Genomic DNA, 14,127 nt, shown 5'->3' with positions numbered 1-14,127 from the left:
CGATCTCGTCTCATTCCGCTGAATGAATGGTGCGGTCGAGAGGACTCGAACCTCCACGGGAGTTACCCCACAGCGACCTCAACGCTGCGCGTCTACCAATTCCGCCACGACCGCACTGTCTAGGCTTGGTGGAGGCTCTCTACATAAGCGCGCCGAGGATGTGAAGAGAGAAAATGCGCTTTCTTGCGCTTTCCTGAAAGCAAGTCTGGCGCCGCGCAATACACCTTTATTTGGCGTTCCCAAGCGCATCGAAATTCGCGCCATTCTTGTAGAACAAACCCATAAATACTCGGGCTGGGATGACAAGATGAGCCGCCTAAGCGCCCGCGATCGTCGCGGCCGTTCTGGCGACCCGACGGGACAGGCGCCGCCCCCGCCAATACTGCGCAACAAGCGCGATCCCGCCCAGAGCGATCACCACGTAGCCCAGCTCGGCCGCTTGCGCAAAAAAGATACGGTTGACCACGCGCCCGGGTAGAAAGTTGAACAAGGCAGCGACGCACAACCCGCGCCAATAGAGGCCTTGCATGACCTGTTCATGCGCCCGGATACGCCCCGCAACAGCATGCCGCATCCCCAGCCAGGTCGACCAAAGCGTCAGAAGTGCCAGCAGGTGTATCGGACTGAAAGGACCAACCAGCGCAAAGCTCCGGATCGAAAAGGACGACAGCGCGGTCAGCACCATGGCACCAACCCAGATATACCCTGCCACCTTGTGCAGCGTGTCGCGGCGGCGGCGGTATATGACGGCGGGGCCTAGCCCGAGCGCAATCATGGCTGCAAAGGCGTGGATCTGGATATGCACCGGGGCGCTCAGCAGGGGGGCAAGGGTCATTCAATCGGTCCTTTCAGGCAGGGAACTTGCCTGCCCAGCTAGACAAAGCCAGTCTGCTCGTGCCATCCCGACTACGTGAAACAGGGGGCCGCCTTCGTGAGTGACAGTGATCCGCAATCCACGCTTCGGGAATGGCGGCGCCATATGGGCCAGCCTGCAACGCTGGTGATTGCTGGTGGAGCCGGCGCGGTGCTTGCCCTTGCCGGACCGTTCGGCACCGATCAGTTTCTGGGACTTGTTGCGCGACTGGCTTATTGGCTGGGTCTGGTCTTTGCGACCTATTCTGCCGGTGTGCTGGTCGGCGCTGTCCTGCGCCCCAAGCTGGCAGGGCAAAAGCTGTGGCAACAGGTCCTGGCGGTCGGAAGTGCCACTGCACTGGCCATCAGCGGGCTGGTTCTGGTCGTCAATTGGCTGGTCTTTGGCTGGCTGCCTTCGGGCACGGAATGGGCTGAGTTTCTCGGAACGCTCTTTGTCATCACCCTGATCGTGACTGCGGCGATCAATGTGGCGGCCGAACATCTGCGCGCCCCGACGCCTGCCGACGCCTCGGCCAGCCTGCCGCCGATCCTCGAACGCCTGCCCTTGGACAAACGCGGTGCGTTGGTGGCGCTTTCGGTCGAAGATCACTATGTCAGGGTGCACACCACCAAGGGCGAAGAGCTGTTGCTAATGCGGTTGTCAGATGCCATGCGCGAAGTTGGGCCAACGCAGGGTGATCAGGTGCACCGCTCGCATTGGGCGGCCTTCGGGCAGGTCACCGCCGCGCGGCGCGAGGGGGATCGGGCGATCCTGACAATGCGTGGCGGCGCCGAACTGCCCGTCAGTCGGGCCAATGTGCCCAAGATCAAGGAGGCGGGGCTTTTGCCCCGGTAAGTAGATGGTCGAATGGAAGATCACCGAAGGTCTGACTGATTACACCGAGGCGCTGACCTTTATGGAAGCGCGCGTCGCCGAGATCGCTGCGGGCACCGCCGAGGAATGCGTCTGGCTGCTGGAGCATCCGCCGCTCTATACCGCAGGCACCAGCGCCCGGATCGAAGACCTCAAGGACCCCGACCGCTTTCCGGTGTTCGAGGCGAAACGCGGTGGGCAGTACACCTATCACGGGCCGGGTCAACGGGTGGTCTATGTCATGCTCGATGTTGGCAAACGCGGCCATGACGTGCGCTGCTTTGTCCGCGATCTGGAGGCATGGGTGATTGCCACCTTGGGCGAATTCGGTCTGACGGGACATATCCGCGACGGGCGGGTCGGCGTCTGGATCGAACGCCCCGACCGCCCCCTGACTGCATCCGGCAAACCCGCTGAGGACAAGATTGCGGCCATTGGCATCCGGTTGCGCAAATGGGTCAGCTTTCACGGCATCTCGATCAACGTCGAACCGGATCTGGAGCATTTCGCCGGCATCGTGCCTTGTGGCATCACCGAATATGGCGTGACCAGCCTTGTCGATCTGGGTCTTCCGGTGGGAATGGACGATCTCGACGTCGCTTTGCGCCGCAGCTTTGACACTGTCATGGGACCGGGGCAGCCTGTGTCCGCCTGACCCCAAAGCGCGATCCATGCCAAATTGCCCGATGGCAGGGCAACGGGCCCGAGCATTCCTCTGGACTTTGGATCGACTTTCCCGACCCGCAATGGCTCTGGTGCCTACCGGCCTGCTCCAATTCGAAAGACCAACATGCCGAAAACCAGCCCTGTGATCATTTTGGGTGCAGGGCTTGCCGGATGTGCTGCGGCGATGGAACTGGCTCAGTCCGGCCACGCTGTCACCTGATCGACCGCGCCGCCGTCCGATGATGGAGGCAAGCTGTCACAATGAGGGCAAACAGCACCTTGGCTATGTCTATGCCGCAGATCCCCGCCAAGATATTCACCGGCGGCTGGCAGCAGGATCGCTGCAGTTTCGGGACATCGCGGCGCGGTTGACGCAGACGCCCAAAGCTTTGCAAACCACATCGGGCTGTTTCAATTACATCGTGCCCCAGAACTCCGCGAGCTCATTCGATACGCTTTGGCGCTATGTACAGATGGTAGACCAGACGCAGGCGCAGCTGAGCGCCGAATTCGGCCTGCCAGCCCAGCCAGACCGTCACCGTGCAGGACCGGCGCGCGATCTATGCAGGCAGCGTTCAGGCGCAGTTTCACGCGCCTGAGATTGCTGTTGATCCGGGGCGCATCGCCGATCTCGTTTCGGCGGCGGTCTATGTCACCCATTGATCGCGTTTCGCGGCAACTGCACTGTTGTGAGTGCGAAACAAGGCAGCGCCGGGGGGATGTCCTTTGCCTTGCGGAACCGGCGCACCCCAGACTCCGAGGGCGGATTGGATTATAAATGCGCTTTGGGAAGACCGGGTGCGACTGGATGCCATGGCCGGGCCAGCGACGCCCTTTGTCTGGTCGCAGCACTGGAACGCGACAGTGATAATCGACGTGCTGCCCGGCGAGGTGAAGCTGCCATCGACCACGGGGTTTGTCGGCGCCAATAGGTATTTCGTGCTGTTCGGTGACCGTCGAATCCATGTCTCGTGGTCTCCGGCGCTGCGCCTGTCCATGTCCACCACCGTCAGCCCCGACACAGAGCGCGCCCAGATCACCCCTGAATGCCTGCGCTTAACCGCTTTGGATGGACTGTCCACTTTGATCCCCGGCATCGCCGCGTTGAAGCGTTATCGAGAGACCATGCGGGTCGGCCGCGCCTGTATCATGGCGGTTGGGGGAACCGATATCGACGACGCGGGCCGCGGGCTGCAAGACCGGCACCAGATCGGCGTTGAAGGCGACGGCAGTCCTTGCCGCTCCGGGACCGACCCGGCGTTGTCGTCAGCCACGGCTGGATGCGCGCCGAAACCGATAGGGGCGATCGCTTGCCGCAGCGCGATGAGCCACGTGTTCCTCTCAGACCCATCGACGACCCTTTGACGTTTTCAGCCGGGTTCTTTTGGCAAGGGGTGTTCGGCGGTGCCTTCAAGGGGGTCATGCGCCGCAATGTCGTGCAAGGCGGCCCCTTGCTGATCCGCCAGACGCCAAGCCTGGCCATTCCGAACGTGCCTGGCTGTCCGGCTATTCGCTACTGGGCGAGTTCACCTTTTGCGACGAGGCCGCGATGGTCAAACGCTACTGGAGCGGCAGCCTGACAGACAACCTGGCGGCGGACGCCTCGGGCCAGATCAGCCTGCCGAATGCATGGCCAGCGTTGTCTATGATCTGGTCGAACCGCCCGAAGTTGCACAGGCGCTGCGGTTCAACCTGTTCCTGAATGCCACCCGGCGCGCCAAGTGGTTTGACGGGATCGTGCCACTCCGCCCGCCCGTTGAACCTCCGGTCCCGGCGGGCGGACCTGATCAGGTGCAAACTAGATAGACAGACGCCGTTTGCGCGCACCGCCGCGCCGCCGGGCCTTGGGAAGCGCCAGATCAAGCGGTCGCAGCGGCCTGCGCAGCGAGTCGCGGATCAAGTCGCAAAAGGCCGCGATGGCAGGGTCTGTTTCGATAAAGTCCATGGCGCGCAGATAGGCGCGCACGGCTTCGAACTCATAATCGCTGTCGGGCGGCAAGGCCCCCAGCCATTGCATATAGCCAAGCTGGCCCAGTTCGCGGGCGCGCTCGGGTGTTAAAGAGTGGGCCTGAAGCCCGTTCAAGGTTCTAGCGATCAGCATTGCGCCCTCCGCGCAAGGGGCGGGCGATGGGACAGATACAAAGGCGAAGGACATATACGCGCCCCGTGGCTCTGGCTCTGCCCGGAGCACCCCGCCCGGGTTAAGTTGCATTGAACGCCCAGGGACGTCCGGGATGGCAGGTTTCCTGACTCGCGGGTCACAGCTTACCGTCCCTTCCCAGCCCGAACAGGCCAGTGGATTTGACGGATCGCTCACCGCTTACAGTTGCGGGGGCAGTCGCGGCTTGGGGCAAAAGCCCGCACCGTGTTCCCTTTTGGATCGCAGGGTCAAACCTCACGATCACCATCGTGCTTAGAGTGTGCCAGAGGCGTCGCGCTCGTGCAATAGAGCATCTGGGCAGACGGTCATCGCCCGCCAAAAACGTGAATGAGGATCGTATCGCGGGTCATGCCGAGGTCGGACAATTGTGCATCGGATAGGCTGCGCAGATACGCCATGCGGGCGGTCAACTGGCGCTGGCGGCGGTCAAAGGGCGTGTCAAACAACCGCGCAAAGCGGCTGCGCAGGGTGGATTGACGTGCAGGAAAACTGTTGTCGTAAAAAGCCATTTTTGAAATCTCCCTTCCGGGGCGAAGTGCAAGCAGATGCAGGGAAGTATGCCGCAGGGCGCACATCTGCGTCAGTCCGGAATGCCTGACCTTCTGGCGTATCAGGCAAGCCAATCAACGAACGGACGCGCCGGGACGCATCTTGCGCGGCGTTGTGACATTCGGGCATGGGGCCGCCGAGACCGCAGGACCAAGGTGCGAAAACATCAAATGCGCCAATATCGACTGATCCGGGAAGCACCCAAGGAACGGCCCAATCCATGTGACCGACGTTGCGCCAGATCAATCCGGGTGCGACAATAATGTTTGATCTGTGTCAAATCCCGCCATTGCCCGCCCCGGCCTCACATTCTAAAACGTGAAAGGGAAGACGTATGCGCCGGGGGATTCCCCCTGCCGTGGTACGTTTGTTGAGAGACCAGCAGGAGGCAGACAATGGCAGACGCCGCCATTCACGGCCACGATCACGAAGACAACCGCGGGTTCTTTACCCGTTGGTTCATGTCCACCAACCACAAAGACATCGGTATTCTGTACCTGATCGTCTCTGCGTTTGCGGGCTTCGTTTCGGTGGCCTTTACCGTTTACATGCGCTTGGAGCTTATGGAGCCGGGCGTGCAATACATGTGCCTCGAAGGCTGGCGTTTGACCGCCGCCGCCGCGGGCGAATGTACCCCCAATGGCCACCTATGGAACGTGTTGATCACGGGCCACGGGATCCTGATGATGTTCTTCGTCGTCATTCCGGCTCTCTTTGGCGGTTTTGGCAACTATTTCATGCCGTTGCAGATCGGTGCACCGGACATGGCCTTCCCGCGGATGAACAATCTGTCGTTCTGGCTCTACGTGGCCGGCACCACGCTGGCAGTCTGCTCGGTCTTCTCGCCGGGTGGCAACAACCAGATGGGCTCGGGTGTGGGCTGGGTTCTGTACCCGCCGCTGTCGACCTCTGAGGGCGGCTATTCGATGGACCTGGCGATCTTTGCGGTGCACGTCTCGGGTGCCTCCTCGATCCTTGGGGCGATCAATATGATCACCACCTTCCTGAACATGCGCGCGCCGGGGATGACCCTGTTCAAGGTTCCGTTGTTCTCGTGGTCGATCTTTGTCACCTCGTGGTTGATCCTGCTGTCGTTGCCGGTTCTGGCTGGCGCCATCACCATGCTTCTGACCGACCGGAACTTTGGCACCACCTTCTTCCAGCCCGGCGGTGGCGGTGACCCGATCCTGTACCAGCACATCCTGTGGTTCTTTGGTCACCCCGAAGTTTACATCGTGATCCTGCCCGGTTTTGGCATTATCTCCCACGTGATTGCGACCTTCTCGCGCAAGCCCATCTTCGGCTATCTGCCGATGGTCTGGGCGATTATCGCGATCGGCGCACTGGGCTTTGTTGTCTGGGCACACCACATGTACACCGTTGGCATGTCGCTGACACAGCAGTCCTACTTCATGCTGGCGACGATGGTCATCGCGGTCCCGACAGGGGTCAAGGTGTTCAGCTGGATCGCCACCATGTGGGGCGGCTCCATCGACATGAAGGCGCCGATGCTCTGGGCCTTTGGCTTCCTGTTCCTCTTCACCGTTGGCGGCGTGACCGGCGTGGTGCTGAGCCAGGCAGGCGTCGACCGCGCCTATCATGACACCTACTATGTGGTTGCGCACTTCCACTATGTGATGTCGCTGGGGGCCGTTTTCGCGATCTTCGCGGGGGTCTATTTCTACTTCCCCAAGATGACCGGCCGCATGTACTCGGAACCCATGGCCAAGATTCACTTCTGGCTGATGTTCATCGGCGCAAACCTGACCTTCTTCCCCCAGCACTTCCTGGGCCGTCAGGGCATGCCGCGTCGTTACATCGACTATCCGGATGCTTTCGCAACTTGGAACTACGTGTCGTCCTGGGGTGCCTTCATCTCGTTCGCATCGTTCCTGCTGTTCTTCGGCATCATGTTCCACGCTCTGACCCGCGGCGCACGCTGCACGCAGGCGAACCCTTGGAACGAATGGGCCGACACGCTGGAATGGACCCTGCCCTCGCCGCCGCCCGAGCATACGTTCGAGCAGCTGCCGAAGCAGGAAGACTGGGACAAGGGCCACGCGCACTAAGCGCCGGGACCTGAGTGAAAATCGAAAGGCCCCGCAGTTTGCGGGGCCTTTTTTATTCTGCCCCTGCATTCGTGTAATCGTAGGGGCTCTGCCCCCGCCGCCCTCTGGGCGTCTCCCACGGGATATTTTTGGCCCAAAGAAGCCACAAAGCCGCGATGTGACCCATGCCCCACACCTGGACTGAAACCTCAGAAAATACCGCCGAACTGCGTGCCTGGCCGCATAACTCCCTGTCGCCCGAGGGGTTTGCCGCGATGATCCTTGGGTTTTTCCTGTTTGCTTCGATGCCGTTTTATGGGCTTTTGGGAACCAAGCTGCTCTGGGCGCTTTTGCCCTTTATGCTGGCGGCGGTCGGGGCGCTCTATTACGCGCTGCGCAAAAATGACCGTGACCGCCAGATCCTTGAGGTATTGACCATCACCCCGGACCTGACGCACCTCAGCCGCACCAATCCCAAGGGCGACGTGCAGGATTGGGAAAGCAACACCTATTGGGTCCAGGCGGCACTGCATCAGACCGGCGGGCCAGTGCCGAACTACGTCACCCTCAAAGGCAGCGGAAGAGAGGTTGAGATCGGTGCATTTCTAAGCGAAGACGAACGCAAAGTGCTTTATGCTGAATTGCACGACCGTTTACAGCGACTGAGCCACCCCTGATCTGACGAGGCGCAAGATGGCGCAGGCCCCTGCCACCCCCAAAACGCACCGCGCGCTGATCCGGCTTTGGGCGGCTTTGGCAGGCCCCGAGGCGGCGAAGACACGCGCCAAGGCCCCCAGCGAAAGGGCCGCGCTGGCCCTGCGCGCCCTGCCCTTGCCAAAAGAACGGCGCGAAACCGTCACCTTTCTTGTCCCGCTTGTTGGTCCCCATCACGTAGGCGACTGGGAGTCGGTGACAGCGCGGCTGCAAACCACTCTGAAAAGCTTTGTCGCGCAAGACGATCCGAACTGGCGCGCCGTGATCTGCTGCCAGCAGCGCCCGCCCCTGCCGGATGATCCGCGCATCACCCACCTGCCTTTTGACGACACTGCCCCGGGCAACGACAAATGGCGCAAACTGGCGGCACTTTGCGATTACCTGCCCCGGATGAACCTGCCAACCGGCTATGTCATGAGCTTTGACGCAGACGATCTGCTGCGTCAGGGCACTGTCCGCGAAATGCTGAGCCGTCAAGCGCCGGGGGGCTATCTTGTACAGTCGGGTTTTGTCATGGACCATGCCGCACATGCCTTTGCCCTTGCCGACAAACCCAGCCTTGGGCGACCGTTGCGCAAACCCTTCTGGAAGCTATGCGGGTCTTGCGCCGCCATCAGCCACGATCCGTCGCAACCACAAAGCGCGACTTTCCTGCGCGAGATGACGGCCCACGAACACCGGATGTTCCCGCACCTTGCGGCGCTGGCCGGGCGCACCCTGACGCCGTTGAACCGCCCGTCGGTGCTTTATATCCTGAACCACGGCGAAAACTTTGGCGCGCGGCGGGGCCGTGTCGGCTTCAAAACCCGGTTTGTTCAGCGGTTCCGCATCACGGACAACGAGACGCTAAGCGCCATCGCGCAGGACTTTCCTACCCCTTAGAAACGAAGAAAGCGGGCAAATGCCCGCTTTCAAAATGCTCCGGCAGATCAGTCATAAGCCCGGCTTATGACGACAGCCGTTCCTTGACCATGGGGCCAACCGCACCGAAATCCATTTGGCCGGTGTATTTGGCCTTGAGCGCCCCCATGACCTTGCCCATGTCTCGGATCGACTCGGCGCCGACTTCGGCCACCGCAGAATCGACTGCTGCCTTTACCTCGCCTTCCGACAGGGCCTTGGGCAGAAACTCTTCGATGATCTCGATCTCGGACAGCTCGCGCTCGGCCAGATCCAGACGGCCACCTTCTTCGTAGGTCTTGGCGCTCTCACGCCGCTGCTTGACCATTTTCCCAAGAATTCCGAGCACTTCGGACTCATCAACCCCTTGCTCGTTGCCCTCACCGCGGGCGGCAATGTCACGATCCTTGATCGCCGCATTGATCAGACGCAGCGTTGAAAGCCGAGCGGCAGCCTTGTCCCGCATCGCCTGCTTGACAGCCGCATTTACCTTGGCGCGCAAATCCATCAGCCTCACATCCCCTGTTTTGGCACAAGACTGCACATTACCCAAAGCCGCAGCCCCGTGCAACCGCACATGCCGCCGCTAACCCATTGAATATACTAAAGAACACAAATCCCTATTGGTCTTGACCCTGCCCCCTACAAGACTTAGGTTCCGCGCAATTTGCCCCACATCATCCGGAGCACTGCCATGCCCTCTGCGCCCAAACCCACCGCCTGCCTCGCACTTGCTGACGGCACTCTCTTTTACGGCCAAGGCTTTGGCGCCACCGGTCAAAGCACCGCCGAGCTGTGCTTCAACACCGCCATGACCGGCTATCAAGAGATCATGACCGACCCGTCTTATGCGGGCCAGATCGTGACCTTCACCTTCCCCCACATCGGCAACACTGGGGTGAACCCCGAAGATGACGAAACCGGTGATCCGGTGGCCGAAGGGATGGTCGTGAAATGGATGCCGACGCAAAGCTCGAACTGGCGCGCGGTGCAGGAACTGTCTGACTGGCTGGCCTCGCGCGGGCGCATTGCCGTCGGCGGCATCGACACCCGCCGCCTGACCCGGGCCATTCGCCAGCAAGGTGCGCCACATGTGGCCATGGCGCACGACCCCGAAGGCAACTTCGACGTTGCCGCGCTGGTCGCTGCAGCGCGCGGTTTTTCTGGCCTCGAAGGGTTGGATCTGGCCAAGAACGTGACCTGCGCGCAAAGCTACCGTTGGAACGAAATGCGGTGGGCTTGGCCCGAGGGCTATGCCCCGCAGACCAATCCCAAGCACAAGGTTGTCGCCGTGGATTATGGCGCCAAGCGCAATATCCTGCGCTGCCTTGCTTCGGCGGGCTGCGACGTGACGGTTCTGCCGGCCACAGCGAGCTATGACGATGTCATGGCCCACAACCCCGACGGTGTATTCCTGTCGAATGGCCCCGGCGATCCTGCAGCGACAGGCGAATACGCCGTTCCGATGATCCGCGGCCTTCTGGACAAGACCGAACTGCCGGTCTTTGGCATCTGCCTAGGACACCAGATGCTGGCGCTGGCGCTTGGCGCCCGGACGATCAAGATGAACCACGGCCACCATGGCGCGAACCATCCGGTCAAGGACATCGAGACCGGCAAGGTCGAGATCACCTCGATGAACCACGGGTTTGCCGTCGACAGCCAAACCCTGCCCGAGGGCGTTCAGGAAACCCACGTCAGCCTCTTTGATGGCTCGAACTGCGGTATCCGCATGGCCGGCCGCCCGGTCTTTAGCGTGCAGCACCACCCCGAGGCCAGCCCCGGTCCGCAGGACAGCTTTTATCTTTTCGAACGATTTGCTGCCTCTATGAACGCCGCGTAAAGGCGTTTGTTAACCTTGCCTTAAGGAAATGCGTGCGAACTGATCTCATCTGATGAGATGTGATCCATGAGCACGCAAAGCCAATTGGTCGAGGGGCATCTGGCGCAGGCGCAATCGCGCCGCGGCCAGCCTGTCTCGCGATTGCTGATAGATGGCGGACAGGTCGCGCCCCGCACCATGCTGGGCGCTTTGGCCGAAGCCTCGCGCGTTGGCGAACCGGTGGCCCGTGTTCTTGAAGCCGAGGCGCTGGCCAGCCGCGAAGATATACTTGCTGCACAGGCCCAGCACTATGCCGCGATGGTACTGCGACGGGCAGACAGCCCCCCAGACACCGGTCTGGCCACGCTCTTGCCCGCTGATTTCTGTTTGCAACATGGAGTCCTGCCCTGGATGCGCTTGGGCGATACTCTGGTTTTGGCCACCGCCCGCCCGGATCAGTACGAAGAGCTGCTGCAAATCCTGCCGGGCCGACTGGGTCCGGTCATGATGGCGCTGACCCTCGAAGCCGACGTTCACGATGAGATCGCCGCGCGTCACGGCGAAGCATTGGCTGAGCGCGCGGAAACCTGGCGCGCGCCCGAGGACAGTTGCCGCGACATCAACAGCGCCGGGCGCGGCGCGATAGCCTTGGCCTCTCTGACCGCCGGGCTTTGCCTGCTGGCTCTGGCCTTTGCCCCGACGCTGCTCTTCGGCGCCGCGCTTATGCTGGCGCTTGGATCACTGATCGCCTCGCAAGGGATGAAGCTGGCGGCCCTGCTGGCCTTGCCCCGCAGACAGGCGCCTGCCGGCGCCCCGATCCTGCCGAGAAATCCGCCGTCCATGTCGATCCTCGTTCCCTTGTTCAAGGAACAAGAGATCGCCGAGACATTGATCGCGCGATTATCGCGCCTGACCTACCCCAAGGCTTTGCTGGATGTGGTGCTGATCCTTGAGGCTGGCGATGAACAGACCCACCGCGCCCTTGCCCGAACACGCCTGCCGCCATGGTGCCGCGTGATCGAGGTGCCGCCCGGGTCCGTCACCACCAAACCGCGCGCCATGAACTACGCCCTTCGCTTCACGCGCGGCCAGATCATTGGGGTCTATGATGCGGAAGATGCCCCGGCACCTGACCAACTGACCCGCGTTGCCGAACATTTCAGCCGCGCGCCGCCCAATGTCGCCTGCCTGCAGGGGATTCTCGATTTCTACAACCCGCGCGCCAATTGGCTGTCGCGCTGCTTTGCGGTGGAATACGCCAGCTGGTTTCGCGTGCTCTTGCCCGGGCTGGCGCGGCTGGGTCTCGCCGTTCCGCTGGGCGGCACCACGATCTTTTTCCGGCGTGAGGCTTTGGAAGCTGTTCACGGCTGGGATGCGCACAACGTGACCGAAGACGCCGACCTTGGGTTTCGGCTGGCGCGCAGCGGCTTTGTGACCGAACTGATTCCCACCGCCACCCGGGAAGAGGCGAACAACCGCTTTTGGCCTTGGGTCAAACAACGTTCAAGGTGGCTCAAGGGCTACGGTATCACGTGGTGGGTGCACAGCCGCCGCCCGCTGCGGCTCTGGCGCGAGCTGGGGCCGCGCCGCTTTGTCGGGATGCAGGTTCTGCTGATGGGCACTTTGCTGCAATTTGCGCTGGCCCCGGTGCTGTGGTCGTTCTGGCTGGTGCTGTTTGGTTTGCCGCACCCGCTGGACCCTTACCTGTCGCGGCCAGTGATCTTGACCCTGACCACGCTTTTCCTCAGCGCCGAGGCCATCTCGATCGTTATCGGCTTGGCCGCTGTGGCGCGCAGTCCGCATCGCGGATTGACGCTCTGGGTGCCAACATTGTTCGCCTATTTCCCGCTTGGAACGATGGCGCTGTACAAGGCGCTCTACGAGACGCTGTTCAAACCCTTCTACTGGGACAAGACCCAGCACGGTCACTCAGCGCCAGATACCCCGGCCGCGGACATTCCCAGCGACGGCTGAGATTTATCAACAGCTTGTCGTGCGACCGCTGCGCGTTAAAGCGTTTCTGAAACAGCCGCAGATCACCCGTGCGAATGCGCGTCCAGCTTCAGCCGCGTGACAAAAGCCACCGAGATATGATCTTTCAGCGCGCGATATGCCGCTTCCTCGTCCCGCTTGGCGATCGCTTCGACAATCGCCGAGTGTTCAGCCAAGGCGATCTCGCCGCGCCCGTCCGCCGCGAGGGAGGTTGTCGCCATCAGGGCCATGGACCGATGCACAAGATCCAGCTGCTGCACCAGAAACCGGTTGTGCGAGGCAAGGTGGATCATCTTGTGGAACCGCCGGTTTGCCCGGCTCAGCGCCGCAGGGTCGTTCAGCAAGGCACGGTCTTCATCGACCATCTCAGCGAGCACCTGCACTTCTTCTTCGGTCGCATGGCGCGCGGCCAGCCGCGCCGCCAGCCCCTCCAGCTCCGAACGCACCGCGTAAAGCTCGGCCATCTGGTTATGATCCAGCGAAGCCACGATCAGTGAGCGCCCATCCCGCGCCAAAAGGCTTTGCGTCTCAAGCCGTTGCAATGCCTCGCGAATCGGTGTGCGCGACACGCCAAAGCGGTCTGCCAGCTCGCTTTCGACCAAACGGTCACCGGGGCGATAGACGCCGCCGTCAATGGCATCAAGGATCAGGGTATAGGCGTCCTTTTGCGGCGGTCTGGCCTGTGTCATGCAACTCCTCCTTCGCACATCGGCGCAGGTTAGCCCCGGCCTGTGAGCGCAATCAAGCGCACCCATTGCCACAGGCACTTTGCGAGCTTACTTTCCAATCATGACAAAGTCGTTCTTCTCTCATGTGCGTCACTGGGTCTTTGACCTGGACAATACGCTTTACCCGCCCGCCGCGCGTCTGTTCGATCAGATCGAGGTGAAGATGACCGATTTTGTCATGCGGGCCACCGGCGCAACCCGCCCCGAGGCTGACAAGTTGCGCAAACATTATTGGGCGACCCACGGCACCACCCTTGCCGGGCTGATGCGGGAACACAAGATCGATCCCGACGCCTATCTGGACGAGGTGCATGACATCAACTTTGACGCGCTTTCCCCCGATCCGCATCTGGCCGAGATGATCGCCGCCCTGCCCGGGCGCAAGATCGTTTATACCAACGGCAGCGCGCCTTATGCGGCACAGGTGCTCAAAAGTCGCGGGCTTGAGGCGGCATTTGACGCCATCTACGGGGTCGAGCATGCCGGCTATGCCCCGAAACCCGAACGCGGCGCCTTTGAGACGGTCTTTGCGCATGACGGTATCGACCCGTCGCTCGGCGCGATGTTCGAGGACGACCCGCGCAATCTGGCGGCCCCGCATGACATGGGGATGCGCACGGTTCATGTCGCCCCCGCCCCGGAAGCGGCGGTGCATATCCATCATCACACAAATGATTTGACGAGCTTTTTGAAACGGCTTGTTTCCAGAGAGTAACGCAGTCGCGGCCCGGCATTTCCGGATATCCATAATAAACATCCAAGATGTGACATTTCGTACCTTTTGACCCCTCCTGAAAAACTTATGTCTTCGACAGACATCA

Annotated in this window: 17 protein-coding genes, 1 tRNA gene and 1 riboswitch; of the genes, 12 read left to right on the top strand and 6 right to left on the bottom strand. The window is 61.5% G+C overall.

Features of this window, described 5'->3' with window-relative positions; genetic code table 11:
* Nucleotides 1-27: 27 nt before the first annotated feature.
* Nucleotides 28-114, bottom strand: a tRNA-Leu gene (locus tag ACOYQJ_RS00335).
* Between the two features lie 202 nt (nt 115-316).
* The gene (locus ACOYQJ_RS00330; RefSeq protein WP_422904004.1) at nt 317-835 is read right to left on the bottom strand and encodes a DUF2306 domain-containing protein; all 519 of its coding nucleotides are present in this window, start codon (nt 833-835) and stop codon (nt 317-319) included.
* A gap of 96 nt (nt 836-931) precedes the next feature.
* Between ACOYQJ_RS00330 and ACOYQJ_RS00325 the strand changes: the two genes are divergently transcribed.
* The 6 genes from ACOYQJ_RS00325 to ACOYQJ_RS00300 all read left to right on the top strand — a co-directional run bounded on the left by ACOYQJ_RS00325 (nt 932) and on the right by ACOYQJ_RS00300 (nt 4,198).
* Nucleotides 932-1,708: a LytTR family DNA-binding domain-containing protein gene (locus tag ACOYQJ_RS00325; RefSeq protein WP_422904003.1), complete on the top strand. Its 777-nt coding sequence runs from the start codon at nt 932-934 to the stop codon at nt 1,706-1,708.
* Nucleotides 1,709-1,712: 4 nt separating this feature from the next.
* Nucleotides 1,713-2,381: a lipoyl(octanoyl) transferase LipB gene (gene lipB, locus ACOYQJ_RS00320; RefSeq protein ID WP_422904002.1), complete on the top strand. Its 669-nt coding sequence runs from the start codon at nt 1,713-1,715 to the stop codon at nt 2,379-2,381.
* A 135-nt stretch (nt 2,382-2,516) separates the two neighbouring features.
* Nucleotides 2,517-2,612, top strand: a complete 96-nt coding sequence (locus ACOYQJ_RS00315) for an FAD-dependent oxidoreductase (RefSeq protein ID WP_422904001.1) — start codon at nt 2,517-2,519, stop codon at nt 2,610-2,612.
* Nucleotides 2,613-2,932: 320 nt separating this feature from the next.
* Nucleotides 2,933-3,055 carry a hypothetical protein gene (locus ACOYQJ_RS00310; RefSeq protein WP_422904000.1) on the top strand — a complete coding sequence of 41 codons (123 nt, stop codon included), beginning with the start codon at nt 2,933-2,935 and terminating at the stop codon, nt 3,053-3,055.
* A 135-nt stretch (nt 3,056-3,190) separates the two neighbouring features.
* Complete coding sequence (locus tag ACOYQJ_RS00305) at nt 3,191-3,757, top strand: hypothetical protein (protein WP_422903999.1); 567 nt, start codon at nt 3,191-3,193, stop codon at nt 3,755-3,757.
* 264 nt (nt 3,758-4,021) lie between these two features.
* Entirely contained in the window at nt 4,022-4,198 is a 177-nt protein-coding gene (locus ACOYQJ_RS00300; RefSeq protein WP_422903998.1) for a hypothetical protein, read from the top strand.
* Here ACOYQJ_RS00300 and ACOYQJ_RS00295 read toward each other — a convergent pair.
* Both ACOYQJ_RS00295 and ACOYQJ_RS00290 read right to left on the bottom strand, forming a co-directional pair.
* Nucleotides 4,191-4,493, bottom strand: coding sequence for a hypothetical protein (locus ACOYQJ_RS00295; RefSeq protein ID WP_422903997.1), 303 nt, complete (start codon nt 4,491-4,493; stop codon nt 4,191-4,193). The genes ACOYQJ_RS00300 and ACOYQJ_RS00295 overlap by 8 nt on opposite strands.
* Before the next feature lie 118 nt (nt 4,494-4,611).
* Nucleotides 4,612-4,816, bottom strand: a riboswitch (cobalamin riboswitch).
* Nucleotides 4,817-4,858: 42 nt separating this feature from the next.
* Complete coding sequence (locus ACOYQJ_RS00290) at nt 4,859-5,062, bottom strand: hypothetical protein (protein WP_422903996.1); 204 nt, start codon at nt 5,060-5,062, stop codon at nt 4,859-4,861.
* 435 nt (nt 5,063-5,497) lie between these two features.
* Between ACOYQJ_RS00290 and ctaD the strand changes: the two genes are divergently transcribed.
* The 3 genes from ctaD to ACOYQJ_RS00275 all read left to right on the top strand — a co-directional run bounded on the left by ctaD (nt 5,498) and on the right by ACOYQJ_RS00275 (nt 8,746).
* Nucleotides 5,498-7,171: a cytochrome c oxidase subunit I gene (gene ctaD, locus ACOYQJ_RS00285; protein WP_422903995.1), complete on the top strand. Its 1,674-nt coding sequence runs from the start codon at nt 5,498-5,500 to the stop codon at nt 7,169-7,171.
* A 164-nt stretch (nt 7,172-7,335) separates the two neighbouring features.
* The gene (locus ACOYQJ_RS00280; RefSeq protein ID WP_422903994.1) at nt 7,336-7,827 is read left to right on the top strand and encodes a DUF2244 domain-containing protein; all 492 of its coding nucleotides are present in this window, start codon (nt 7,336-7,338) and stop codon (nt 7,825-7,827) included.
* A 16-nt stretch (nt 7,828-7,843) separates the two neighbouring features.
* Nucleotides 7,844-8,746, top strand: a complete 903-nt coding sequence (locus ACOYQJ_RS00275; protein ID WP_422903993.1) for a hypothetical protein — start codon at nt 7,844-7,846, stop codon at nt 8,744-8,746.
* A gap of 64 nt (nt 8,747-8,810) precedes the next feature.
* On the opposite strand, the gene ACOYQJ_RS00270 is transcribed toward ACOYQJ_RS00275, so the two are convergent.
* Nucleotides 8,811-9,272: a GatB/YqeY domain-containing protein gene (locus ACOYQJ_RS00270; protein ID WP_422903992.1), complete on the bottom strand. Its 462-nt coding sequence runs from the start codon at nt 9,270-9,272 to the stop codon at nt 8,811-8,813.
* 186 nt (nt 9,273-9,458) lie between these two features.
* Here ACOYQJ_RS00270 and carA point away from each other — a divergent pair, with 186 nt between their 5' ends.
* Together carA and ACOYQJ_RS00260 are read left to right on the top strand one after the other, a co-directional pair.
* Nucleotides 9,459-10,607 (top strand): glutamine-hydrolyzing carbamoyl-phosphate synthase small subunit, encoded by a 1,149-nt coding sequence (gene carA / locus ACOYQJ_RS00265; RefSeq protein ID WP_422903991.1) that lies wholly within the window; start codon nt 9,459-9,461, stop codon nt 10,605-10,607.
* 66 nt (nt 10,608-10,673) lie between these two features.
* Complete coding sequence (locus ACOYQJ_RS00260; protein ID WP_422903990.1) at nt 10,674-12,560, top strand: glycosyltransferase family 2 protein; 1,887 nt, start codon at nt 10,674-10,676, stop codon at nt 12,558-12,560.
* A 62-nt stretch (nt 12,561-12,622) separates the two neighbouring features.
* Here the strand turns inward: ACOYQJ_RS00260 and ACOYQJ_RS00255 are convergent, their stop codons facing one another.
* Nucleotides 12,623-13,267: a GntR family transcriptional regulator gene (locus tag ACOYQJ_RS00255; RefSeq protein WP_422903989.1), complete on the bottom strand. Its 645-nt coding sequence runs from the start codon at nt 13,265-13,267 to the stop codon at nt 12,623-12,625.
* Nucleotides 13,268-13,367: 100 nt separating this feature from the next.
* Here ACOYQJ_RS00255 and ACOYQJ_RS00250 point away from each other — a divergent pair, with 100 nt between their 5' ends.
* Nucleotides 13,368-14,021: a pyrimidine 5'-nucleotidase gene (locus ACOYQJ_RS00250; RefSeq protein WP_422903988.1), complete on the top strand. Its 654-nt coding sequence runs from the start codon at nt 13,368-13,370 to the stop codon at nt 14,019-14,021.
* Nucleotides 14,022-14,127: the final 106 nt, after the last annotated feature.

This window comes from Pacificoceanicola algae (genome assembly GCF_049341065.1).
In the GTDB taxonomy this organism is placed as follows: Bacteria; Pseudomonadota; Alphaproteobacteria; order Rhodobacterales; family Rhodobacteraceae; genus Pacificoceanicola.
Note: the sequence above shows the minus strand (reverse complement) of the source record. Positions and strands in the feature narration are given on the sequence as shown.